Annotated in this window: 29 protein-coding genes and 1 riboswitch; of the genes, 20 read left to right on the top strand and 9 right to left on the bottom strand. The window is 71.9% G+C overall.

Annotated elements, in window-relative coordinates; translation table 11 throughout:
• Window positions 1-11 precede the first annotated feature (11 nt).
• The 3 genes from Srubr_RS17330 to Srubr_RS17320 are packed head-to-tail and all read right to left on the bottom strand — an operon-like array spanning window position 12 to window position 1,665.
• On the bottom strand, window positions 12-359 hold the full coding sequence (locus Srubr_RS17330) for a helix-turn-helix domain-containing protein (RefSeq protein ID WP_189989488.1): 348 nt from the start codon (window positions 357-359) through the stop codon (window positions 12-14).
• Window positions 356-922 (bottom strand): GNAT family N-acetyltransferase, encoded by a 567-nt coding sequence (locus Srubr_RS17325; protein ID WP_189989486.1) that lies wholly within the window; start codon window positions 920-922, stop codon window positions 356-358. Before Srubr_RS17325 ends, Srubr_RS17330 begins: the two co-directional genes overlap by 4 nt.
• Entirely contained in the window at window positions 907-1,665 is a 759-nt protein-coding gene (locus tag Srubr_RS17320) for a hypothetical protein (protein ID WP_229926398.1), read from the bottom strand. Before Srubr_RS17320 ends, Srubr_RS17325 begins: the two co-directional genes overlap by 16 nt.
• 75 nt (window positions 1,666-1,740) lie before the next feature.
• Here Srubr_RS17320 and Srubr_RS17315 point away from each other — a divergent pair, with 75 nt between their 5' ends.
• The 13 genes from Srubr_RS17315 to Srubr_RS17255 all read left to right on the top strand — a co-directional run bounded on the left by Srubr_RS17315 (window position 1,741) and on the right by Srubr_RS17255 (window position 10,945).
• Window positions 1,741-1,911 (top strand): hypothetical protein, encoded by a 171-nt coding sequence (locus tag Srubr_RS17315; RefSeq protein ID WP_189989866.1) that lies wholly within the window; start codon window positions 1,741-1,743, stop codon window positions 1,909-1,911.
• Between the two features lie 1,014 nt (window positions 1,912-2,925).
• A complete protein-coding gene (locus tag Srubr_RS17310; RefSeq protein WP_189989485.1) occupies window positions 2,926-3,447 on the top strand; it encodes a hypothetical protein in 522 nt (173 codons plus the stop codon).
• Window positions 3,448-3,558: 111 nt separating this feature from the next.
• On the top strand, window positions 3,559-3,759 hold the full coding sequence (locus tag Srubr_RS17305) for a hypothetical protein (protein WP_189989483.1): 201 nt from the start codon (window positions 3,559-3,561) through the stop codon (window positions 3,757-3,759).
• Between the two features lie 222 nt (window positions 3,760-3,981).
• Entirely contained in the window at window positions 3,982-4,602 is a 621-nt protein-coding gene (locus Srubr_RS17300; RefSeq protein ID WP_189989481.1) for a hypothetical protein, read from the top strand.
• Window positions 4,603-4,969: 367 nt separating this feature from the next.
• Window positions 4,970-5,647, top strand: coding sequence for a hypothetical protein (locus Srubr_RS17295; protein WP_189989479.1), 678 nt, complete (start codon window positions 4,970-4,972; stop codon window positions 5,645-5,647).
• Complete coding sequence (locus tag Srubr_RS17290; protein ID WP_189989477.1) at window positions 5,644-6,066, top strand: DUF6302 family protein; 423 nt, start codon at window positions 5,644-5,646, stop codon at window positions 6,064-6,066. Before Srubr_RS17295 ends, Srubr_RS17290 begins: the two co-directional genes overlap by 4 nt.
• The gene (locus Srubr_RS17285; protein ID WP_189989475.1) at window positions 6,066-6,461 is read left to right on the top strand and encodes a hypothetical protein; all 396 of its coding nucleotides are present in this window, start codon (window positions 6,066-6,068) and stop codon (window positions 6,459-6,461) included. Before Srubr_RS17290 ends, Srubr_RS17285 begins: the two co-directional genes overlap by 1 nt.
• Complete coding sequence (locus Srubr_RS17280) at window positions 6,458-6,892, top strand: exonuclease/endonuclease/phosphatase family protein (protein ID WP_189989473.1); 435 nt, start codon at window positions 6,458-6,460, stop codon at window positions 6,890-6,892. Before Srubr_RS17285 ends, Srubr_RS17280 begins: the two co-directional genes overlap by 4 nt.
• Before the next feature lie 14 nt (window positions 6,893-6,906).
• The gene (locus Srubr_RS17275; RefSeq protein WP_189989471.1) at window positions 6,907-7,143 is read left to right on the top strand and encodes a hypothetical protein; all 237 of its coding nucleotides are present in this window, start codon (window positions 6,907-6,909) and stop codon (window positions 7,141-7,143) included.
• Between the two features lie 420 nt (window positions 7,144-7,563).
• A complete protein-coding gene (locus Srubr_RS17270; protein ID WP_189989469.1) occupies window positions 7,564-8,367 on the top strand; it encodes a DNA glycosylase family protein in 804 nt (267 codons plus the stop codon).
• Between the two features lie 12 nt (window positions 8,368-8,379).
• Window positions 8,380-9,918, top strand: a complete 1,539-nt coding sequence (locus Srubr_RS17265) for a B12-binding domain-containing radical SAM protein (protein ID WP_189989467.1) — start codon at window positions 8,380-8,382, stop codon at window positions 9,916-9,918.
• Window positions 9,915-10,574 carry a dTMP kinase gene (locus Srubr_RS17260; RefSeq protein WP_189989465.1) on the top strand — a complete coding sequence of 220 codons (660 nt, stop codon included), beginning with the start codon at window positions 9,915-9,917 and terminating at the stop codon, window positions 10,572-10,574. Before Srubr_RS17265 ends, Srubr_RS17260 begins: the two co-directional genes overlap by 4 nt.
• 44 nt (window positions 10,575-10,618) lie before the next feature.
• A complete protein-coding gene (locus Srubr_RS17255) occupies window positions 10,619-10,945 on the top strand; it encodes a MazG-like family protein (RefSeq protein ID WP_189989463.1) in 327 nt (108 codons plus the stop codon).
• A gap of 490 nt (window positions 10,946-11,435) precedes the next feature.
• Here Srubr_RS17255 and Srubr_RS17250 read toward each other — a convergent pair whose 3' ends face one another.
• The 6 genes from Srubr_RS17250 to Srubr_RS17225 form a co-directional block, all read right to left on the bottom strand.
• Window positions 11,436-12,116, bottom strand: coding sequence for a GntR family transcriptional regulator (locus Srubr_RS17250; protein ID WP_189989461.1), 681 nt, complete (start codon window positions 12,114-12,116; stop codon window positions 11,436-11,438).
• A 206-nt stretch (window positions 12,117-12,322) separates the two neighbouring features.
• On the bottom strand, window positions 12,323-13,324 hold the full coding sequence (locus Srubr_RS17245; RefSeq protein ID WP_189989459.1) for a proline racemase family protein: 1,002 nt from the start codon (window positions 13,322-13,324) through the stop codon (window positions 12,323-12,325).
• 24 nt (window positions 13,325-13,348) lie between these two features.
• Window positions 13,349-14,245, bottom strand: coding sequence for a dihydrodipicolinate synthase family protein (locus tag Srubr_RS17240; RefSeq protein WP_189989457.1), 897 nt, complete (start codon window positions 14,243-14,245; stop codon window positions 13,349-13,351).
• Window positions 14,246-14,311: 66 nt separating this feature from the next.
• Window positions 14,312-15,709, bottom strand: a complete 1,398-nt coding sequence (locus tag Srubr_RS17235) for an FAD-dependent oxidoreductase (protein ID WP_189989456.1) — start codon at window positions 15,707-15,709, stop codon at window positions 14,312-14,314.
• Window positions 15,702-15,998 carry a (2Fe-2S)-binding protein gene (locus tag Srubr_RS17230; RefSeq protein WP_189989454.1) on the bottom strand — a complete coding sequence of 99 codons (297 nt, stop codon included), beginning with the start codon at window positions 15,996-15,998 and terminating at the stop codon, window positions 15,702-15,704. The genes Srubr_RS17235 and Srubr_RS17230 overlap by 8 nt, the downstream gene beginning before the upstream one ends.
• The gene (locus Srubr_RS17225) at window positions 15,985-17,154 is read right to left on the bottom strand and encodes an NAD(P)/FAD-dependent oxidoreductase (RefSeq protein ID WP_189989452.1); all 1,170 of its coding nucleotides are present in this window, start codon (window positions 17,152-17,154) and stop codon (window positions 15,985-15,987) included. Before Srubr_RS17225 ends, Srubr_RS17230 begins: the two co-directional genes overlap by 14 nt.
• Before the next feature lie 129 nt (window positions 17,155-17,283).
• Here Srubr_RS17225 and Srubr_RS42035 point away from each other — a divergent pair, with 129 nt between their 5' ends.
• The 7 genes from Srubr_RS42035 (at window position 17,284) to Srubr_RS17200 (ending at window position 22,572) form a co-directional block, all read left to right on the top strand.
• Window positions 17,284-17,406 carry a putative leader peptide gene (locus tag Srubr_RS42035; RefSeq protein WP_351328946.1) on the top strand — a complete coding sequence of 41 codons (123 nt, stop codon included), beginning with the start codon at window positions 17,284-17,286 and terminating at the stop codon, window positions 17,404-17,406.
• 80 nt (window positions 17,407-17,486) lie between these two features.
• Entirely contained in the window at window positions 17,487-18,374 is an 888-nt protein-coding gene (locus tag Srubr_RS17220) for a glutathione S-transferase C-terminal domain-containing protein (RefSeq protein ID WP_189989449.1), read from the top strand.
• Between the two features lie 77 nt (window positions 18,375-18,451).
• A riboswitch (SAM riboswitch) is annotated at window positions 18,452-18,562 on the top strand.
• A gap of 32 nt (window positions 18,563-18,594) precedes the next feature.
• The gene (locus Srubr_RS17215) at window positions 18,595-18,744 is read left to right on the top strand and encodes a hypothetical protein (protein ID WP_189989447.1); all 150 of its coding nucleotides are present in this window, start codon (window positions 18,595-18,597) and stop codon (window positions 18,742-18,744) included.
• A gap of 171 nt (window positions 18,745-18,915) precedes the next feature.
• Entirely contained in the window at window positions 18,916-19,899 is a 984-nt protein-coding gene (locus Srubr_RS17210) for an amino acid ABC transporter permease (protein WP_189989445.1), read from the top strand.
• Between the two features lie 74 nt (window positions 19,900-19,973).
• A complete protein-coding gene (locus Srubr_RS17205) occupies window positions 19,974-20,993 on the top strand; it encodes an ABC transporter substrate-binding protein (RefSeq protein WP_189989442.1) in 1,020 nt (339 codons plus the stop codon).
• A gap of 116 nt (window positions 20,994-21,109) precedes the next feature.
• Window positions 21,110-21,214: a putative leader peptide gene (locus Srubr_RS42030; protein WP_351328955.1), complete on the top strand. Its 105-nt coding sequence runs from the start codon at window positions 21,110-21,112 to the stop codon at window positions 21,212-21,214.
• Window positions 21,215-21,372: 158 nt separating this feature from the next.
• Complete coding sequence (locus Srubr_RS17200; protein ID WP_189989440.1) at window positions 21,373-22,572, top strand: LLM class flavin-dependent oxidoreductase; 1,200 nt, start codon at window positions 21,373-21,375, stop codon at window positions 22,570-22,572.
• Window positions 22,573-22,591: the final 19 nt, after the last annotated feature.

Here is a 22,591-nt window from a genome sequence, read left to right as displayed (position 1 = left end):
AACGAAACTGCCTAGGCGCGCCGCCGCTCCTGCGGCGTGTAGTGCTGGTTGCCGCGCGCGGCCAACGGTAGGTGCCGTGCCAGGTACTGAATGTACCTGGCGCCCACCCCATAGTGCTGGAGGAGGGCGTGCAGGGTGTGCGGAGAGATCGGATTCTCCCCGCGCTCGATCCTGCTGAGCGCGGACACACTGACCGCGGCGTAGCGCGCCATGTCCGAGAGCGTCTGCTCACGCGCGTGCCGCAGGGCGCGCAGGTAGACGCCCAGGACGATCTCGGCCGGTGCGGGGGTTGCCGGGCTGGCGGTGGTCAGGTGGGACGGGTCAGTGCCAGTGCAGCGCCCACCGACCGATGTTGTCACTTCTCGTAGCCGTTCTGGTAGAAGGCGGTCGAGTGCAGGTCGAGCAGCATGACGGCGAAGTTGGGGGAGTCCGGGAAGGGCTGACGGTTCCCAACCTTCTTGTACCCCCACCGCTCGTACAGGGCCTGGACCTTGGGGTGGCTCGGGTCCACGAGCAGTACGACCAGGGCCTCCGGACGATGAGCCAGCAGATCGTTGTGTAGATGCTCAGAGACCCCGGTCTTGCGCCACTTCGGCCGCACCATCAGCTCCGAGAAGCTGAACGTCGTGCTATCCGTCGGCGGCTCGTCCACGTGCTCACGCCACCACTCTCGTCCCGGGGCGGCCGGCGCTCCGTATGCGAAGCCGACCGGCTCGCCCGAGTCGTACGCGATGACGCAGGAGAAGCCGGGGTTGCCTCCCCAGTGATCGACGAACCACGGGAACTTCTGGTTGAACTCATCGTCCATCTGATCTGCGTACGCGTCGGCGTGCACGTCGAGGAGCGTCTGTCGGATCTGGGGCAGGTCGTCGTGCCCGTAGTGGCGGAGCTCGATGGCGGGTGTGGTCACGGGGTGCTCCATTCGGTCCGGTAGCGGTCGGCCCATTCCTGGGCGATGCGAGAGGAGGGGGCCGTGGTGATCAGGTCGCGCTGGAAGTCGCCGAGGAGTCGGCGCATCCGGCCTGGCAGCGGACCCCCGTTCATGATCGTGAAGACATCACCGCTCGTGGTGCACGCCTCCTCGACGTCGCCTTGATGGAGTTGGGAGAGGGCGAGGCGGGCGGTGATCCACGCGCGGTTGCGGCGTAAGGTCTTGGGGAGTGCGGCGAGTGCTCGGTAGGACGCTGCCTCTGCTTCCGCGGGCTCCCCCAGGACGTCGCGAATAGTCGCGGTCAGGGAGTGCAGCTCTGCCGGGCCGTAGAAGGCGATCCAGGTGGGGCGAGGCGTGGCCATGTCTGCCTTGCCCAAGGCGTCCTCGGCGCGGCCGAGGGAGCGCAAGGCGGCCTGCCGGTCTCCCTGGTGCGCGTGACCGACCGCGGTCCGGGCGTGGGCCAGGGAGGCGTGGAACGGGCTACGCCGCGCTACGGTCGTCATCTGGGCTGCCTGGGCGGCGGCTACCGCCTCGGCGTACTCGCCCTGCTGGCGGGCGAGCATCGCACGCAAGTTCCACACTTGCATGGTCATTTCGGCGTCTTGGGCCATGCCGGCGAGCGTCAGGGCGCGGTCGAGGTGCTTGCCGGCCCCGTCGAGCTGTCCAGCGTCGATCAGTGACCAGGTGGCAGCTGCGGTGAAGTCGGAGGCGAGGGCGAACAGCTTCTGTCGCACGCGCTGAGTTGCTGACTTCTTCTGGAGGTTGAGGGCTTCGGCAGCGCCGGCCAGGGCAGCCCGTTCCAAGGAGGAGTGGCCCCCGCGCTGGGCGTCAAGAGCGACAAGGTTCTCAACATGTTCACGGAGCCGGATCACGTCGGCGGTGCCGATGTGATCCGGGCGGGAGAGGGCGGCAGCGGGTTGTACGGCGACGGCGACGGCGGTGCCGGTGGCCGCGCCGCAGAAACGGCGGCGGTGCACTGATGGGTCCTCCTGCGATGGCGCTTGGGCGGGCTCACGGCTCGCCCGAGGCACGAACCCCAGGGCCGTGGCAGGGCGGCCGGTCACGATCTCTAAGGCTCGTCGTTGACGGGCTTGCGGCCACTCACTCTCACATGACAGCCACCGGAAGACCGTCCGTTCTGATGCGCTTCCGGGTCTGCCGGTGAAGCCTCGAATGGCCTCGTTCACTGCGGTGGCCAGCTCTGCGGCGGACATCTGCTGGGCCTTCATCCACGCGGCTAAGGCCTCGTTCCTGGGTGACCCCATGGGAGCACGGTAGAGCGCACCGGTCGTGACGAAAAGTAAACGCATAGTCAAGTTGTCAGTTTGTGTGGGACCACTGCGACCGACTTCGTCATGGGCGACACGGGGTGGACCGGAGTTAGGTGGGTCATACGGGCCGCGCGCTGCTCGCCTCACGGGAGCGAACGAGTCCCGCCCAATCCCGCAATCAAGGGTGATGGCACATGACCGGAATTCCCCGAGGGGCCAGTGCCCTCGCATATCGCAGAGTCAGCGGTGACGAGGTACGAGACTGGCTCCTGGCATCGGCTCCAAACGCCGCTGAAGTTCGGATGAGCTGGGATGACTTTGGGGTTGCACTTCTGCAATGCGGCGCGGTTTTCACCGCCGTCCGCATAAGCGGGGACCTGGTGCACGCGGCGATCGGCTCGGCGGACCCCCGGATGGTGAGTGCCTACCTCCGGGAGCTCGTTGGCGGGCCAGTCGTAGCTGATCAGCACGGGTGTATGCGCTACTACGCGCTCGTGCCGGTGAGCACCGTGGAGCGGCATGAGTGGGTTGACAGGGCTCACGTTCCATACGCCGACTGCATGACGGACGGCCATGTCGGAATCCCGCGGCCTGGCATCACCGAGCCCGGGGACTGTTTCACCTACTGGTGTGTGCCGATAGAGCGTCCAGGCTCCCTTTGTGACCCGGGGACGGTGTCTGCTCTCATCGCACACGGGAAGTACAGGATCAAGGCGGGGGCAGGTGACGGTGGTGAATACCGCGGTTGCTGAGTGGCTGCTCGGCGCGGCCGAAGACAAGGAGGCCGCGCGCGCGAGCTGGCAGCAGCCCGGAGGCACGACCTACCTCCCCTGCGGCGGCCGGTTCAGCGCGGTGCAGATCCCCATCGGCGTGGTGTGGGAGATGCTGAACACGCATAACGAGACGCACATCAACCACTTCCTTCAGTTGTGGTTCTACGACGGCGCGGTGATCCTCGACCGTGACTACAGCTGGTACTACTGCCTGGTGCCCCCGGCCAGCGAGTGGCCCACAAAGTGGGCGCACCTCGGCGTTGAGTACCTTGGCCCGGGCACTGAGATCTGCGTTCCCGACCCGACCCGCACACAGCCGCGCGGGCACGGGTACTGGCCCGTCCCCATGAGGTCCCCGGGCGCGCTCTGCCGGGCGGAGCAGGTCGAGATACTGGTCGCGCTCCGCAACATCCGTCTGCTGAGGAAAGGCCCCGCAGCACGCGCGGCGGCAACGCCGACTATCGGGCCCTGAGAGCACGCTCCGGTGCGGCGTCCCCCCGGTACCGCCCGGAGCCTCCCCGGGCCCGGCACACCAGCAGCACGCAGGCCCTGGTGTGCCGGGCCCCCTCCGAAGGAGTAGATCGTGGTGCGCCAATGGGTGACGGGTGACTGCTGGCTCGGCTGCCAGAGCACGGGCGTTCCGGTGCTGTGGCTCGGGCCGCTCCAGTGGGACGGGCAGTACGCCCCCCTGTACTCGTGTGAGCCCTGCCTCGACCGGCTGATGGCGCAGGCCGTCGCCTACTGGCTGAACCGTCGGCCGATGACCACGGCCACGGCGGCCTGAGACCCCCACCCTGAGGCCGGAGCGGCGACCTGGCCTCGGGTGGGACCCACCGCCCTCGTGCGGCACGCCCCCGCCGCCGCACCAGGGCCCGCCCGGCACATCAGTACCTGCGCTGGTGTGCCGGGCATCCAACCCACCTACGACGAGAGAGACCACCACCGTGCTTCCGTCTGCACCACCCGGTGTTTTCCGTACATCACGGGATGGAGCGAGGAGCGCCTGATGGAGGCGCCGCTCGTGGTGAGCCGACGGCATGCCGGCCTCGGCTACGCGGACGAGACCCCCTACGACCGGGACTCGTTTGGTCAGCTCTGGGTGCGGCCGGCGGTGCGCCCGCATCACCGGCGCGGGCGCCCGCAGCCGCATACGGTCTACCCCTACCGGCAGCGCCAGGCGATGGCCGACATGCTCTGCCAGGTCTGTAAACGACAGCCGCCGAGCCCTGACGGCCCGTACCTGTTCCTTATGCAGGACAGGGGCGGCCCGGTGATGGAGGGGGAGATTACGGCGAGCCCGCCGGTATGCGTGCCGTGCGCGGTCATCTCGGTCCAGCTCTGCCCCGAGATCCGCGGCCGGTACGTCTGCGCGTGGGTCGACCAGGCCCCCGCGTGGGGCGTGGCCGGCCTGGTGTACGACGCCGACACCCTGCGGCCGGTCAGTGAGAAGCTGGTGCGGGCCGAGTACGACGGGCCTCTGGCGCCGTGGACGGTCGCGCAACGGCAAGTCGTCCAGCTCTTCGGGGTCCGTCCTACGGAACTGGAGACGGAGGTCGCCGCGTTCGGCCTGGACCGGCTGGAGGAGGAGTTCAAGCGTGTCGCCGCCATGGTGGGGGCAGGGCGATGACCCCGGCGCGTGAACCCCCACGGGCGGTGGCCCCGGCCGCCTCCTCCTGGCGGCCAGCCGCGCCCGCGGACTGAGACTCCCACCCCGGCACCTGGGCGCCGGGGTGGGGCCACACTCCCGTCCTGCCGGCCCCGAGGCGGCAGGACGGGCTCTGCCGGTGTCGTCCAGCTGGGCGATCCTCGGACTGGGGGACAGCGAGTGTCCGGCAGAGCGCCCGTGAGCGCAGACCATCGCCTACCAACGGCCGCGTTGGCTGCCACCCGGACCGGGTCTCCGGCACGGGCACCCCCCTTCCGTTCGTACGACGTAGCCCGGCGGTGACCTGCCGCGGCTGCCTGGTCACCACCACAAAGGACGAGACGATCACGTGAGCACACCTGCCGCCCCGCAGCCGGCCGCGCCGTTACGGCAGGACCTCCAGCGCATCGCAGACAAGGCCGGCATGCCCGCGCTGGTGGAGCCCGGAGAGGACGGGACCTCCTTGGTCTTCAGCTTGTACCCGCAGCGGCAACTGCCGTTCAGGGCACGTCCCAGCGTCGTCAGGTCGTGGCTCATCGAGCACGGGATCGAGGGCGACGCCACCCGCGAGGACGGCGGCCTCACCATCATGCTGCACCTGCCCACGGCTACGTCCGTGCGCCAGATCATCAAGGTGCTGCTGGAGCCGCTGGTCCGCGTCAACGCCATCGCCGACCGCCTGCAAAAGGCGCTGAACGACCACGGCATCTATGCCTCGCTGAAAACGTCAACGCGGGCCATCACTCTGGACCTGGTGGATGACGAGCTGAGGTCATCGATCGCTTTGGCCCGGCTGCTCGGCACCCCTCGCATCGACGAGGGCCTGGACCTCCAGCACCCCGACGGCATACGAGGGCTGGTCACACGCATGCGGTACCTCGTCTCCGGGATCGTGGGGTCTGCGGTCGTGGTGAGAGCACAGCCCGGGTCCGCCCGTGTGAGCGACCAGCTCACCCTGCGTCTGTTCATCGGCCAGGCGGACCGCCTCGCCGAGCGTCTGGCCCGCACCAGCGGAGGCCAAGAGTGACCAGGCGCGGACCACGCGAGGAGACCGAGGCCGCCGTCGTCCAGGTGCGTGCGCCCGGGCCACAGGATGAGTGGGAAGTCTCCTGGTACCGGGAACGGCTTGCCGACCCGGGGCTGATCAACGCGGGCGTGGTGCTCGTGGTGCACGGCAGGGGGTACCTGGCCGTGCCCGTCGGCGGTACGCGGCGCGCGGGACACCTCGCTGTCGCCAACACCGAGATGGCGCTGCTGCTGGCCGATGCGCTCCGAGGCCGCGAGGGCTTCCCGGAGGTGCGCGTGCGCTGGTCCGACAGCCCAGAGACCTGCCACATGATCACGTGGGGGGAGCTACCACCGGAGACCAACGACGCCGCGCGCGGCCGGGCCTTCGGATACAGCGAACAGGCGATCACCGCGCCCCTTGAGGAGCAGGCGGACTGATGACCACCTTGAACGTGCTGACGTTCAACCTCAGCAACCCGGGCCGATCACTTGCAGCGCGGCAACTGGCCTATCTGGCGGCCCGGCCCGAGAGCGTCCTCGTGCTCACCGGGACGGCCCACAGCGCCGGCTGCGACCTCATCGCGGGCCGGTTCAGGGCGGCTGGCTACCACGTCGTGTATCCCCGGCCCGAGCGGGGTGAGCGCGGTGTCATGGTCGTCTCCCGGCTGGCCGTCCACCCGCGGATCGCAACCACGCCTTACCTTCCCCACCGGTGCGTGTGGGTGACCGTCGACACCGACACGGAGCCGGTCGACATCATCGGCCTGTACGTGCCCTTGAGGGGCCCAACGGATCGGGAGATGGCCCGGAAAAGGCGTTCCTCCAGGGAGTGACCGAAGCGCTCCCGTACGGGAGCGACGGCGGCCACCGGCTGGTGATAGGCGACTTGAACCTCCTGGAGCCCGGCCACATCCCCCGATACGAGTTCTTCGAGAAGTTCGAGTACGACTTTTACCGGTGGCTGATGAGAGTGGGGTACGTCGATGCCGTCCGCGCGCTGCGCCCGAGGGCCCGTGAGTACTCGTGGTTCGGGCGCCGCGGCGACGGATTCCGCTACGACCACGCCCACGTATCAAGGGCACTGGCCCCGACGCTGCGCTCCTGTGTCTACGCCCATGGGGTGCGGACCGACCATAAGCCGCAGTTGACGGATCACTCAGCCCTGACGGTGTCACTGGCCGTACAGCCGTCCGCGCCGCTGTCCGTGACCAGCCCGGAGCTGGTCTCCGACCTGGCTACGCCCGCTCGTTCCGACGACCGATGAGGAGGACGAGGACGATGAGAACCACGAGTGACCCGCGTAAGGCCGTCTGCCCCGAGGCGAGTGACCTCGTCACCTTCACCACCATCGACGTCCGGTGGTTCGGGGTGCGGTACCGGGCGGACGGCCGCACCGGGGGGCACGCCTGGCAGATCATCCGCCGGCGGGACCCGTGGCTGGCCTGGACCGCGCTCCTGTGGCCCGCCTTACTCCAGTCGGCCGTGATCACGCTGGCCGTGCTGTTCGCGAAGTAGAAGACGTCGCCATGGCCGTAGGACTTGGAGGTCCTGTGGCCGGCGGCACTGAGAGGAGAGCTGGTGGAGTCGGTATCGCCGCAGCCGGCAGGCCCGACAGGTGAGCTGCTGACCCTGGTGCAGAACATCGTCCTGATCAGCGAGGTGCCGCCGGGCAGTGCACTGACCGCCTCACAGTGTGCTGGGGACCAGTGCATGTGGTGCACTGACGACCACACCCCCACACCTTCACCGGCGCACTGGCGTTGTCGGACTGCTGACGATCTACCAGTAGGAGACCCGGCCCGGGCTCGACCACCTCCCCTTCACGGTCGGGCCCGGCTCTGATCACATGCAGCCAATTCCTGTGGTTGCGGCGCGTCGTACGGCTGTGACGCGAGAGGCTACGGCGAGTACTTCCGGCACAGCGAGGGGCAACCGATGAGCACCGTTCTGACCGTCGACCACCCGGCGTGGCACACCTACGAGGACGGAACGCGTGCGCGTGCCGTCCGTACGGCCTCCGGCATCTGGACTGTGTCTCACGACCGGGCCGGCCTGCACCTGGCGTGCGTCGACGGGAGCGAAGACGTCAAGCCTGAGTTCGTCACCACCGACCCCGCGCAGCTACCGCCAACTGCCCCGGCCGCCCTGCGCGAAGGACTTGCCGAGCTGGGAGTTACCCGGCGCCTGGCGAACCCGTGGCTGTGGGATGCCATCACCACGGCGATCCTGCGACAAGTCGTCCGCGCCGACCAGGCCCGCAAGGTGTACCGCACGTGGTGCAGCGCCTACGGCACCACCGTGGAAGGCCCGCAGGGAGCCCTCGCCGTGGCGCCCACGCCGGCCGTGGTCCTCGACTTGACGGACGAGCAGTTCGCCGCCGTCGGTGCCAAGTTCAACCGCACCGCCCTGACAGCCGCAGCAACGCACTACGAGCAGCATCACATCGAATGGGAGCAGATGGAGGCCAGCGCCTTGGCCGCCGCGCTCACCAGCATCCCGCGGATCGGCCCGTGGACCGCTGCCGCAGCCGCCACCGACTACACCGGCGACTTCTACGCCTACCCACACGACGACCTGGCTGTCCGCACCTGGGCCGCCAAGATCGCCCCCACCTACGCCTGGCCCGACAAGAAGGACAAGAGGTTCGGGCCGCTGTGGACCGGCTGGGCCGGGAGCGACCGCACCGCCCTGCACACCCTCACCCTCGCGACCCTCACCTGGGGGGCGCACGCCCGATGACATGGAGGACCCATGCAGCAGTTACCGCTGATTGCGGGCGCCGACGACCGTCACACACTGGACGCCCTGTTCATCAACGCGCCGCTGCGTGACTACGCCCTGCGGCCCCGCACCAACGACTACACGCTGCCGGTGCTGGGGATGGCGTACATCGCCACCTACGCACAGCAGCACGGCTACAACGTCGGAGTCCTCGACGCCGAAGCTCTCGGGCTGGGGATCGAGGCGACCGCGTGGATCGTCAACGAGGCGGCGCCCCGCTGGGCCGCCATGAACCTGCTCGCGCCCACCTACGAGATGTCTGCGAGGATCGCCGACCTGCTCGATCCGGGCATTGCTCTCATGGCCGGCGGCCACCATGCCAAGGCCATGCCGGACCGGGTCCTCGCCGACCCGCGGATGCGCCACCTGCGTGCCCTCGTCCTCGGTGAAGGAGAGCTGCGGGTCGCCGCCCTCTTGGAGGACGAGCAGAACCGGCGGACACTGCCGGGCGTCCTGTGGCGCGATCACCTGCTCGGTACCCGAGCCGCTGGCGTCTCCGACCCCAGGACGAGCGCGGCCCTGTTGGGGCCGAACATCGACAGCCTGCCGTACGTCAACCGAGCGTTCCTCCCGCAGGACCCCCATCAGGCTGAGCCGACCGCGACCGACCGCCGTCTGGCCGGCGAACGACCCTGGCTCGGCGGAGTCAGCTCCCGGGGACACTGGGAGGCGAACATCGTCGGTAGCCGCGGCTGCCCCTACAACTGCACCTTCTGCGGGGCCGCTGTCTCCGCCAACCCGGACGTCACGATCCGCGTGCGCTCCCCCGAGAACATCATCGGCGAACTCGACCAGCTTCACGAGACGTACGGCGTGACGGCCTTCCGCTTCGTCGACGACCTGTTCCTCGGCGCCGGCCGGGTCATCGAGGAACAGATGGATGCCTTCACCCGCCACAAGATCGGCGACCGGTACGTGTGGGACGCCACCGGGCGCATCAACGTCCTCAACCGGCTCACCGACGCCGACCTGGACCGTCTCGTCACCAACGGGCTGCGCGAGGTCGCCCTGGGCATCGAATCGGGCAGCGACCGCATCCTGGCCGCCATGGACAAGCGGATCGACGCCGAGATGACCGAGCGCGTCGCCCGCCGCCTGGTCGCCCACGGCATCGGGGTGAAGGGCTACTTCATCCTCGGGTTCCCCGGCGAAACCCGAGCGGACCTGGACGCCACCGTCCGGCACATCCGCAACCTGTGGGCCATCTCCGACCAGTACCGCGGCGACATCCGCGCCAGCGTCTTCGAGTTCCGCCCCTACCCGGGCACGCCCGTGTGGAAGACCCTCACCGACGAGGCGGGCTACGCCCCGGACGACCTCCTCGCCTACGGGGACGTCGACCTCACCCAGGATGGCGCCGACGAGTCCATGCGCCAGCGCGACGAGTTCAACTTCTCCGTGGGCATCCAGTTCGGCGACGTGCCCGTGAGCGAAGTCCGTTCCACGCTCGCGACGCTCACCCGCGAGCAGCACGAACGGAACCAGGCCGGGTTTGCGGAAGCCGCATGACCGGGGGCCGTAGAGGGTTCTTCGTCTCGGTCGACGGCCCGAGCGGCGTGGGCAAGTCCACCACGATCCGGGAACTGCAGACCCTGCTCTCCGAGCGGGGCGTGGCTGCCCAGTGGACGGTCGAGCCGCCCCGCGGTGACTTCCTCGGAGACTTCACCCGGACACACGGCGGCCGGCTTCACGGCCTGACCCTGGCCTGCCTCGTAGCAGCCGCCCGGTACAGGCACGTCGAAACGACCATCGGCCCCGCACTCAGCCGCGGTGAGCTGCTGATCTCCGACCGGTACCTGGCATCGACCCTCGTCCTCCAGCGGCTCGACGGTGTCCCGATGGACTTCCTGATGCTGCTCAACGACTACGCGCCTCACCCGGACCTGGCGGTGATCCTCACCGCTTCCCCAGCCGCCATCCGAGACCGGATCGCTCGCGCCGGCGTCACCCACCGCTTCCGGGCCGACCCCACAGCGCCCATACGCGAGGTTGAGCTGTACCGCGACGCGGCGACCATGCTCGAAGATCTTGGGTCCCGGGTGCTCGTAATCGACAGCACTGAGATACCTCCATCGGAGGTCGCGCGTCGAATCACCGACGCGCTTCCTGTCCTCTCACTACCGTCAGATCCCGCAGCCGCTGCCCCGCCCCCTCAGGAACCCTGAGCGGACAGCCGGCACAGCTCAGCACGACAAGCAAGGAGAACCCCATGGACGCTCATACCTGGCAGCGGATCGACCGCCTGTGCCAGTGGCTGGACGAGGAGACGCCGTCGGCGTCGGGCAGTGACGTGCGGCTGCTGCGAGTACTGAAGATCTCCGAGGAGATGGGGGAGGTCGCCGAGGCGGTTCACGGCGCGCTGGGCACGAACCCACGCAAGGGCGCCTCCCACACCTGGGAGGACGTGGAGAAGGAACTCATCGACGTTGCCGTGAGCACGCTCGTCGCGCTGCGCACCATCACGCCGGACGCGGAGAAACTGTTCACTACGCATCTCGACCATCTCGTTGACCGGGTGCTGCCCGAGCGGAGCTGACGTCTGGGGAGAGTGGGCCCTGGCCCGTCCGCATGCTCCGTCAGGTCGCGACCGGCCGGAGCGCTGTCGCCGTCATACTCGCCATGTCAACCGAGCCCGTGTTTGTCAAGGGCGACCGCGCCGACCGTGCGCAGGCTCTCTCCCTGCGCCGGGAGGCGGCCGTCGCGCCCCGGCTGCTGTGGCAGGTGGAGGCCGGCGGGTGGCTGCTCACGGGCTGGGAGGCAGTGGCTGGCCGTCACGCCGACTACGGAGTTCCCCACGATCTCTTCCTGACCCAGAGGGCTGTGCAGCGGGTCCAGGACGTGCTGGTGCCTGCGGAGACGCCGGTGCTGTCTGCCGTGGAGCGGTGGGGGCCGTACGCGGAGGAGGCCGCCGGGGAGTTATTCGATGGGCTCGTGCTGCTGCATACGGTGTGGGCGCCCGACGACGTGCTGTTAGCCGGTCGCCAGGTGTGGACCTCCCGCCGCCAGATGTCCGGTGCCGGCCGCGGTCAGTCCGCCGCCCACAGCCCGCGCACATGGCCCAGATGCCGGGTCATGATCGCGTGGACGGCCCGCTCGTCGCGCTCCAGCAGGGCGTCCAGCAGTTCCAGGTGCTCCTCGGCGGAGGCGAGCAGCCGGCCCGCCTGGACCAGCGCGGTCAGCCCGTACAGCCGGGAGCGCCCCCGCAGGTCGGCGACGACCTCGACCAGGTGCGCGTTGCCCGCGAGGGCGAGCAGGCCGAGGTGGAAGCGGGTGTCCGCCTCGACGTAGGCGATCAGGTCGCCCGCCGCGGCGGCGGCGACGATCTCCCGGGCCGCCGGGCGCAGCGCCTCCAGCGAGACCCGGTCGGCGGTGCGGGCCAGGGCCGCCACGGTCGGGATCTCGATGAGCGCCCGGATCTGCGTGTACTCGTCCAGCTGCCGGTCGGAGACGACGGTGACCCGGAACCCCTTGTTGGGCACGGTGTCGACCAGCCCCTCCTTGGCCAGGTCGAGCATCGCCTCCCGGACCGGCGTCGCCGAGACGCCGAACCGGGCGGCCAGCGAGGGCGCCGAGTACACCTCGCCCGGCCGCAGCTCGCCCGCGATCAGCGCGGCGCGCAGGGCGTCCGCGACCCGCTCGCGGTAGCTGCGCCGCCCGCCGAGCCGGGGGAGGGCGGACAGCTCCGCGTTGCGCGTGTTCTGTGCCATGTCACGCATCACCGGGGTGAGTGTAGAGGAGGCCGGGGGCGGCGCAGGCGCCGAGGGGACGGTGGGGGGAGGGGCCGGGACGGTGGGTGGGCCGAAGGGGATGGTGGGGGAAGAGGCCGGGGTGGTGGAGGAGCCGAAGGGACCGTGTGGGGAGCCCCGGGGCGGTGGAGGCGTCAGGGGCCGGGACGGTGGCGGAGCCCGGGGCGCTACAGGACGAACCCCTCGGGGAACGGGTCGTCCGGGTCCAGCAGGTACTGTGCCGTGCCGGTGATCCACGCGCGGCCGGTGAAGCTGGGCAGCACGGCCGGCACCCCGGCGACCTCGGTCGTGCCCAGCAGCCGCCCGGTGAACCGGGTGCCGATGAAGGACTCGTTCACGAACTCGGTGCGCAGCGGGAGTTCCCCGCGGGCGTGCAGCTGTGCCATGCGCGCGCAGGTGCCCGTGCCGCAGGGGGAGCGGTCGAACCAGCCCGGGTGGATGACCATGGCGTGCCGGGAGTGCCGGGCCGTGGCGCCGGGCGCGTACAGGTGGACGTGGTGGCAGCCGCGGATGGACGGGTCCTGCGGATGGACCGGCTCGTCCTGCTCGTCGACCGCCCGCATCAGCGCCAGCCCCGCCGCCAGGATGTCGTCCTTGCGGGCGCGGTCGAAGGGCAGCCCGAGGGCGTCGATGGGCAGGATGGCGTAGAAGTTGCCGCCGTAGGCGAGGTCGTAGCGGACGGTCCGGCCGCCCGGCAGGGTGACTTCGCGGTCCAGCCCGGCGGCGAACGACGGCACGTTGTGCAGGGTCACGCTCCGGGCGGCGCCGTCCGCCACCGCGACCTCGGCGACCACGACCCCCGCCGGGGTGTCCAGCCGGATGGTGGTCACCGGCTCGGTGACCTCCACCATGCCGGTCTCGACCAGGACGGTGGCCACCCCGATCGTCCCGTGCCCGCACATCGGCAGGTAGCCGGAGACCTCGATGTAGATGACGCCCCAGTCGCAGTCGGAGCGGGCCGGCGGTTGCAGGACGGCGCCGCTCATCGCGGAGTGGCCGCGCGGTTCGTTCATCAGCAACCGCTTGACGTGGTCGCGGTGTGCGCGGAAGTACAGCCGCCGTTCGTTCATCGTCGCGCCGGGCACGGTGCCGATCCCGCCGGTGATCACCCGGGTCGGCATGCCCTCGGTGTGCGAGTCGACGGCGTGCAGGACGAGTTTGCTGCGCATCTTCCGGTCTCCTCTTCCCGGTGGTCAGGCCGGTCCCGCGGCCAGGGCCTTCCCAGTGGCCGCGCGGACCGCGGCCGCCTGCTCGGGCAGCAGCGGCATCCGCGGCGGGCGCACCGGGCCGCCGTACCGTCCGGCGAGGTCCATGGAGAGCTTGATCGCCTGGACGAACTCCGTCCTGGAGTCCCAGCGCAGCAGCGGATGCAGCTGCCGGTACAGGGGCAGCGCCGTGGTCGGGTCACCGGACACGGCCGCGCGGTACAGCTCCACCGAGGCGCGGGGCAGCGCGTTGGGGTAGCCGGCCACCCAGCCCTTGGCGCCGGCCACCACCAGCTCCAGCAGCACGTCGTCGGCCCCCGCCAACAGGTCCAGTTCCGGAGCGAGTTCGGCGATCCGCCAGGCGCGGCGCACATCGCCGGAGAACTCCTTGACGGCCTGCACCAGCCCTTCGCCGTGCAGCCGGGCGAGGAGTTCGGGCACCAGGTCGACCTTGGTGTCGACCGGGTTGTTGTACGCCACCACCGGCAGGCCGGCCCGGGCGACCTCCGCGTAGTGGGCGAGGACGGAACGCTCGTCGGCGCGGTAGGCGTTGGGCGGCAGCAGCATCACCGCCGCGCAGCCGGCCGCGCCGGCCTGCTCGGCCCAGCGGCGGGCCTCCGTGGGGCCGTACGCGGCCACGCCCGGCATCACCCGCTGTCCGCCGACCGCGGCCACGGCGGTCTCCACCACCCGGGCCCGCTCCTCGGGGGTGAGCACCTGGTACTCGCCGAGCGAGCCGTTCGGTACGACGCCGTCGCAGCCGCTGGCGACGAGCCAGGCGCAGTGCTCGGCGTAACGGTCGTAATCGACCGAGAGGTCGTCGCGGAAGGGGAGGGCGGTGGCGACGAGGACGCCGCGCCAGGGGCGGTGCGGTAGATCGGACATCGGAAGTCCCCAATCCCGGCAGGTAACCGCTGTAGTGAGGTGTGATATTGCACTGTTGGGCACGGCTTACTCGGTGTCCGGCAGGTCGGCCAGGACGCCGAGCGGTACCGGCCGGGCGAACGGCCGACGTCCGGGGCCGAGCGGGCAGCCCGTCAGGCCGGCCACCGCGGGCGCGCACATCCGGCCCTGGCACCAGCCCATCCCGGCCCGGGTGAGCAGCTTCACGGTGCGCGCGTCCCCGGCGCCCAGGGTGCCGACCGCCTCGCGCACCCGCCCCGCGGTGACCTCCTCGCAGCGGCACACCACCGTCGCGTCCGGCAGCCGGTCCGCCCAGCCCGCCGGCGGGGCGTACACCGCGTCCAGGGCCGCGGCGAACGCCCGCGCCCGCGCCCTGGCCCGGTCGGCGGCGGCCCAGCGGCGCGGGTCAGGGACGGTGCCGCACAGCCGCGCGGCGGCCGACTGCCCGGCGATGTGCCCCTCGGCGAGCGCGAGCGCCGCGCCGCCCACCCCGGTGGTCTCCCCGGCGGCCCAGACGCCGGGCACGTCGGTGCGCTGCTCGGCGTCGACCCGTACGGCGGTGCCGGACAGGGCGCAGCCGAGGGTCTCGGCCAGGTCGGTGTGCGGCAGCAGTCCGTGGCCCACGGCGAGCGTGTCGCAGCGCACCCGGCGGGCGGTTCCGGGCCGTGGGCGTCCGGCCCGGTCGAGCGCGGCCACCGTCACCGCCTCCAGCCGCTCGGTGCCGTGCGCCGCCAGGACCGTGTGCCGGATCAGGGTGCGCACCTTGTGCCGCAGCAGCCGGACCGCGTACCCGGCGCCCTCGGCGAGGGTGCCCGGCCGCGCGGCCAGGGCGGGCGCCCGGCGCGGCAGCGCGGCCGGACCGGCGGACTCGACCAGCGCCGCCACCCGGGCACCGGCCGCGGCGAACCCGGCCGCCACCGGCAGCAGCAGCGGCCCGGTCCCGGCGACCACGGCCGTCCGCCCGGGCAGCACCAGCTGCCCCTTGAGCATGGCCTGCGCGCCGCCCGCCGTGACGACCCCGGGCAGCGTCCAGCCCGGGAAGGGCAGCACCCGCTCATAGCCGCCGGTGGCGAGGAGCACCGCGTCGGCGCGGACGGTGACGCCCTCCTCCTGCCCGGGGCCGCGCAGCGCGTGCACGGTGAACCCGCCGGAGCCCGACTGACCTGACACGCACCACACATGATGGTCCGTCAGGTGCGTGATCCGGCCCGCCGCGCGGTGCCGTTCGAGGCCGGTCCGCAGCCGCTCCCAGGTGCGCCACCGGGGGTGCGGAGCCTGGGGCCGGCGAGCGCCGAGACCGGCGGCCGGCTGCCGGTAGAACTGCCCGCCGGCCTGGTCGGCCGCGTCGACCAGGAGCACCCGGACACCCCGTGCGGCGGCCGTCAGGGCCGCGGCGAGCCCGGCCGGGCCCGCGCCGACGACGGCGAGCCGAGGCCGCTCAGTCATCGCCGTGGCCCGTCCCCCGCTGGGTGCGGATCTCGTCCCCCGGGCGCACCGGCACCAGGCAAGCCCGTTGGCCGGGACGGCCGTTGACGGTCACCAGGCAGTCGAAGCACACCCCGATGCCGCAGAACACCCCGCGCGGCTCGCCGTTGCCCCGCGTGCCGCGCCAGGCCGTCACACCCGCCGCCCACAGCGCCGCCGCGACCGTCTGGCCGGGCAGCACCCGCAGGGGCCGGCCGTCGAAGGTGGCGGTGCGGGCCGGGCGGGCCCGCGCCGGCTCAAGGGGATTCACCGTCGTTTACTCCCTGTGTGTCGAACCGCTCCGGCCGGAACGGCGTGAGGTCGAGCTCCGGCGCCTTCCCGGTGAGCGCCCGCGCGATCGACAGTCCGGTGGCCGGGGCGAGTCCGATGCCGGCGCCCTCGTGCCCGCAGGCGTGGAACAGGCCGGGCACCCGGGGGTCGGGACCGATCGCCGGCAGGTGGTCGGGCAGATACGGCCGGAAGCCCGCGTACGTCCGCAGCGCGTGGACCCGCCGGAGGAACGGGAACAGCCCGACGGCCCCGGCGGCGAGCGCCCGGACCGCGCGCAGCGACAGCGAGCGGTCGAAGCCCACCCGTTCCCGGGTGGCGCCGATCAGCACCGGCCCGGCCGCCGTGCCCTCCACCACCGGCGAAGTGCGCAGCCCGGCCGAGTCGCTGGCCACGTCGGCCACGTAGTCCGCGGCGTACACCTTGTGCCGCACCCGGCGCGGCAGCGGCTCGGTGACCAGGACGAAACCGCGCCGGGGGAGCACCGGCAGCCGGACTCCGGCGAGCGCCGCGAGCTCGCCGCCTTGGACGCCGGCCGCGTTCACCACCGCCGGGGCGTGGATGTCCCCCCGGTCGGTGCGCACGCCGTACACCGTGCCGCCCGCCGCGCGCAGCACCCCGGTCACGGTGTGGCCGAGGTGCAGCCGGGCCCCGGAGACGCGCAGCAGGTGGGCGGCGGCCAGCGCGGGCATGACCTGGGCGTCCTGCGGATAGTGCACCCCGCCCGCCAACCCGGGCGCCAAGTACGGCTCGAAGTCGGCGAGTCGGTCGGCCGTCACCGGTACGGCCATGACGCCGGCGGACCGCTGGCGGGCGGCGAGGTCCCGCAGCGCGGCCAGCGCGCCGGGCACGGGGGCGACCACCAGGCCGCCCTTGGGCTCGTACTCGACCGCGGCGCCCAGCTCTGCGGCCAGCCCGGCCCACAACCGGGCCGACAGCAGGGCCAGCTCCAGCTCCGGGCCCGGCTCCTTGTCGGAGACCAGCAGGTTGCCCTCGCCCGCTCCGGTGGTGCCGCCGGCCACCGAGCCCCGGTCCACCACCCGTACCCTCAGGCCGGCCCGGGCGGCGTACAGCGCACAGGCCGCGCCTGTCATCCCGGCTCCGACGACCACGACATCGCAGGTCGGCCGCTTCGCCACGGCAGTACTATGTCACATGTTTCCCATCCTGAGGAGACCCCCGACTCCGGTGCGTGGACGCCCCCTTGACGTCGTACCGAGCCCGATCGACACTCCAGGGAGGGAATCCTAGTGAACAGGTAGGAAATCATGGCGCGCCTCGCACCGGGCACCGGCCGAACGGACCGGAACCCGTCGCGCACGCCCCTGCTCACCTCCCGCCGTCACATCGACCTCCAGCGTGTCTGCAGCGCGATCAGCCGCCACCGCTGAACCGGGCCCCTCGGCCCCCGCCGGCCGGCCGTCGCCCGTGCCGGAGCGCCCGTCCGCACGTCCACCACCCGGGGAGACGCATGTCCATCACTCCGCTCGCCGCCGTCCGGCCCGCCCACCGCACCGCCCCCCTGTTCCGGGGCCGCATCGGCCGGGACGCGCGCAGCGGCCACTACGCCGTACCGCACCGCTACCGGCTCCACCTGTCCACCGCCTGCCCCGACGGGCTGCGCCTCGCCGTCGGCCACAGCCTCCTCGGCCTGGACACCCGCTGTCCGGTCACCCTCCTGCCCGCCGTCCCCGACTGTTCCGACGGCGGCCACACGGCGCTGCGCCCGCTGTACGAGGCGAGCGCCCACCACTACACCGGCCCCGCCCTCGACCCCGTGCTCAGCGACGACTGGTCCGGACGCATCGTCAGCACCCACACCCCCGACATCCTGCGCGACCTGGACCGGCTCCGCCCGGACGACCGCGCCGGCCTGTACCCCGCGGGCCTGGAATCCGTGATCGAGGCGGTGGAGCGGATGTGCGCCGAGGGCATGGAGGAAGCCGCCCAGCGCGCCGGCCGGGCGGGCGCCGACCCGCGGGAGCGGGCCGCCGCGCTCGACACCCTGCTGGACACGCTGGACCGGCTGGAGCGCCGGCTGAAGGGCGAGGAGTACCTGGCCGACGGCCGGCTGACCGCCGCCGACATCGAGCTGTGGGTGTCCCTGGTGCGGCTCGACACCGTCCACCGCTGCCATCTCGACGCCTCCGCCGTGCACCGGGTGGCCGGGCACCGCGCGCTGTGGGCCTACGCCCGCCGGCTGGCCGCCCACCCGGCCTTCGGCCGCCATCTCGACCTCGACGGCATCGCCCGCCGCCACCACGGCCGCTGCCAGGGCCTGGAGGCCGCCGGAGCCGCCGTCCAGATCCTGGACTGGGCGAGCCACGCCGCGCACACCCCGGGCGCCTGCCGCAGGTGAGAGGGGTCCGCCGGGGTCCGCTGGGCGGACGGGCGTTGACATTCGAACGGTCAACTGCCTTACTTACGGCTCAGAACGGTCATGAGCGTCAGCGCCAAGCCCTGGCTCGCTGACCGGCAACCCTCGCACCGCGGTGGGGTGCCCCAGGTGACGACCGGACCGGACGACGCATTCGGTAAGCGCGAGGCTCCCCGGGGCCACGACAGTGACAGGTGACACCATGTACGCAGCTTCCAGGACGGCCCCGAGCCGCCCCCAGGGCCGCGTACCGGCGTACGCCGGCCTCCTGGTCGCGGACCGTGCCGTCGATCTGCTCCGTGTGAACAGCGCGCTGTGTACCGCGCCGGGCATCGCCCGCCGCCAGGGCTGACCGCTCCTCATCGCCCTCGCGTTCCCGCCGCACACCCCGCTCGCCCGGTGTGCCGTTGTCCGCCCAGCCCCCGGCTAGCGCCGGCCCGTGCGCCGCCCCGTGCCCCACAGCCGTGGCGGCGCGCGTCCGCCCGGCCGCGGCCCGGGGTGTCCGACCCCGCCGGAGCCCCACATGAGTGAACCCCCAGGCGCCGCCGTCTCCCTCGCCGAGGCGCCCGCGTCCACCGACAGACCGTCAAAAAAGCAGGAGCCGACGCGAGTTCGACAGCAGCGTCGGCCCGGGCGGTGGGTCGTCACCGCCGTCGTCCTCGTCCTCGTCGCGCAGATCCTGCACGGACTGGTCACGAACCCCTTCTACCAGTGGGACCGCTTCCGCTACTGGTTCCTGCGCCCCGCCGTCCTCGACGGGCTCCTGGTCACCCTCGAAGTCACCGCGCTCAGCGCCGTACTGGGGCTCCTCGGCGGCGTCCTGCTCGCGCTCGGCCGGCTCTCCGGCAGCGCGGTGCTGCGCGCGGTCAGCTGGACCTACACCTGGCTGTTCCGCTCCGTCCCGCTGATCGTGGTGCTGATCTTCCTCTACAACTTCAGTGCCCTGTACAAGACCCTGAGCCTCGGGGTGCCGTTCGGCCCGGCCTTCGTGACCTTCGACGAGTCCCGGCTGGCCACCGACATGGCCATCGCCGTGGTCGGACTCACCCTCAACGAGGCGGCGTACGCGGGCGAGGTGGTGCGCGGCGGCATCCTCTCCGTCGACCAGGGCCAGCACGAGGCCGCCGCCGCGCTCGGCCTGCCCCGGGGCCACCGGTTCCGCAGGATCGTCTTCCCGCAGGCCCTCAGGTCCATCACCCCCAACTACGTCAACCAGCTGATCGGCCTGATCAAGAGCACGTCCCTGGTCTTCTACGTCTCCCTGCTCGACCTGTTCGGCGTGGTGCAGTCGATGGGCAACACCTACCCCGGCGACGTGGTGCCGCTGCTGATGGTCGCCACCGTCTGGTACCTGATCCTGACCAGCGCCGTCTCCGTCGCCCAGTTCTACGTCGAGCGGTACTACGCCCGCGGCGCCACCCGCTCCCTGCCGCCCACCCCGCTGCAACGGCTGCGCGCCCGACTCGCGCAATTCCGGGCCCGGTCGCGCGGCGAGGCCGCCGTATGACCCCCGGCAAGCCCGCGCCCGCCTTACGACATCCCGCCCCACGACACTCCGGCACCCGAACGACAAGGACAGCCATGCCCAGCCAGTTCTCCCGACGCCGTCTCCTGCGCGGCCTCACCGCGGCGACCGCGACCCTCTCCCTCGCCGGCTCACTCGCCGCCTGCGGGGGAGACAGCGAGGCCGCCACGACCGGCGGCCGGGCCGGCACGGTGACCATCGGACAGCTGTCCAACGGAGCCGCCGACCCGATCGAGTTGAAGGTCTCCGAGGTCAAGTCCATCAGCGCCGAGCTGCCCGCCGCGGTCCGCGAGAGCGGCAAGCTCGTCATCGGTGTCGGCGGCCTGCCCTCCGGCTCCGCACCGCTGAACTTCATCGGCAGCGACCAGAAGACCCTCACCGGCTCCGAACCCGACCTCGGCCGGCTGGTGGCCGCGGTGCTCGGCCTGAAGCCCGAACTGCGCAACTCCACCTGGGAGAACCTCTTCGTCGGCCTCGACAGCGGCAAGAACGACGTCGCCTTCTCCAACGTCACCGTCACCGAGGAACGCAAGAAGAAGTACGAGTTCGCCTCCTACCGCAAGGACGACCTGGCCTTCGAGGTACTGAAGAAGAGCACCTGGAACTTCGACGGCGACTACCGCAACCTCGCCGGCAAGACGGTCACCGTCGGCGCCGGCACCAACCAGGAGAAGATTCTGCTGGAGTGGAAGGCCCGGCTGGCCAAGGAGGGCAAGCAGCTCACCGTCAAGTACTTCCCGGACCAGAACGCCATCAACCTGGCGCTGCGCGGCGGCAAGGTCGACGCCTACCTCGGCCCCAGCCCCGCCGTCGCCTACCGCACGAGGCAGACCGCGCACACCCCCGACCCCACCCGCAGCGCCGGCACCTTCTCCGGCGCCGGCGAGACGGCCCAGGGCCTGATCGCCGCCACCGCCAAGAAGGACAGCGGGCTCGCCAAGCCGCTCGCCGACGCCCTCAACCACCTCATCGAACACGGGCAGTACGGCAAGTGGCTCGCCGCCTACAACCTGTCGAGCGAAGCCGTGCCCAAGGCCGAGATCGACCCGCCCGGCCTGCCCCTGGACAACTCCTGACGCGGCCCGGGAACAACCCGCGACGGCGGGGTGTTGAGAGTCATGACGAGATCCACCCGGCGGACGCCGAACCGGCCCGCCGCGACCGACGGAGGGAGGCGACGGCCGTGACCCGGATGCCCGAACTCACCCGCCCGCCGCGCCCGTACCGCTCCGTCCGGCTGCACTCCCGGCCGCACATAGACCTCCAGCGCGTGTCCGCCGCGCTCTGTCGCCACTGATCCACGCCCGGCCCCCGGCCCGGCGGCTTCCCCCGCTTCCGCTCCCGCGCGCCCGCCCGGCCCGCGCCGCGTGCACCGCGGCCTTCGCCGCGCGCACCCCGGCCCGCGCCCGGCCGCGCGCCGCTCACCGACGTACGGACATCAAGGAAGGCACCGACGTGTCGCCGACTCCCTCCGCACACCTGCATCTCGCCGTGGCCCTGGACGGCACCGGCTGGCATCCCGCGTCCTGGCGCGATCCGGCCGCCCGCCCCCGGGACCTGTTCACCGCCGGCTACTGGGCCGACCAGATCACCGAGGCCGAACGCGGTCTGCTCGACTTCGTCACCATCGAGGACGGCCTCGGCCCGCAGTCCTCCCGGCGCTACGAGCCCGACGAGCGCACCGACCAGGTCCGCGGTCGGCTCGACGCGGTCCTCATCGCCTCCCGCGTCGCCCCGCTCACCCGGCACATAGGCCTGGTGCCGACCGTGGTGGCCACCCACACCGAGCCGTTCCACATCTCCAAGGCGATCGCCACCCTCGACTACGTCAGCACCGGACGCGCGGGCCTGCGCGTCAGGATCAGCGCCCGCCCCGACGAGGCCGCCCACTTCGGCCGCCGCACCATCCGCCGGACCGACGCCCCCGACGGGGGCGAACCGATCACCGAGCTGTTCGACGAGGCCGCCGACTACGTGGAGGTCGTCCGCCGGCTCTGGGACAGCTGGGAGGACGACGCGGAGATCCGGGACGCGGCGACCGGCCGCTTCATCGACCGGGACAAGCTGCACTACATCGACTTCGAGGGCCGCTTCTTCAGCGTCAAGGGCCCCTCCATCACCCCCCGCCCGCCACAGGGCCAGCCACTGGTCACCGCTCTCGCGCACCAGACGGTCCCGTACCGGCTGGTGGCCCGCCAGGCCGACATCGGCTACGTCACCCCGCACGACGCGGACCAGGCCCGCGCCATCGTCACCGAGATCCGCGCCGAGCAGCGGGCGGCCGGCCGCGCCGGAGAACCGCTGCACGTCTTCGGCGACCTCGTCGTCCTCCTCGACGACAGCGAGGCCGCGGCGCGGGCCCGGCTGGACCGGCTCGACACCCTCGCGGGCGAGCCGTACCGCGGCGACGCCCGCGTCTTCACCGGAACGGCCGGCCAACTCGCCGACCTTCTGGAGGAGTTGGCGACCGGCGGACTGACCGGCTTCCGGCTGCGGCCCGCCGTCACCGGACACGACCTGCCCCGCGTCACCGGGGACCTGGTGCCCGAACTCCAGCGCCGCGGACGCTTCCGCACGGCCTACGACGCCACGACCCTGCGCGGACACCTCGGCCTCACCCGCCCCGCCAACCGCTACGCCACCACCGCCGCCTGAGCCGGGAGGACCCGCCCCA

The sequence above is a fragment of the Streptomyces rubradiris genome (assembly GCF_016860525.1).
GTDB lineage: Bacteria > Actinomycetota > Actinomycetes > Streptomycetales > Streptomycetaceae > Streptomyces > Streptomyces rubradiris.
Note: the sequence above shows the minus strand (reverse complement) of the source record. Positions and strands in the feature narration are given on the sequence as shown.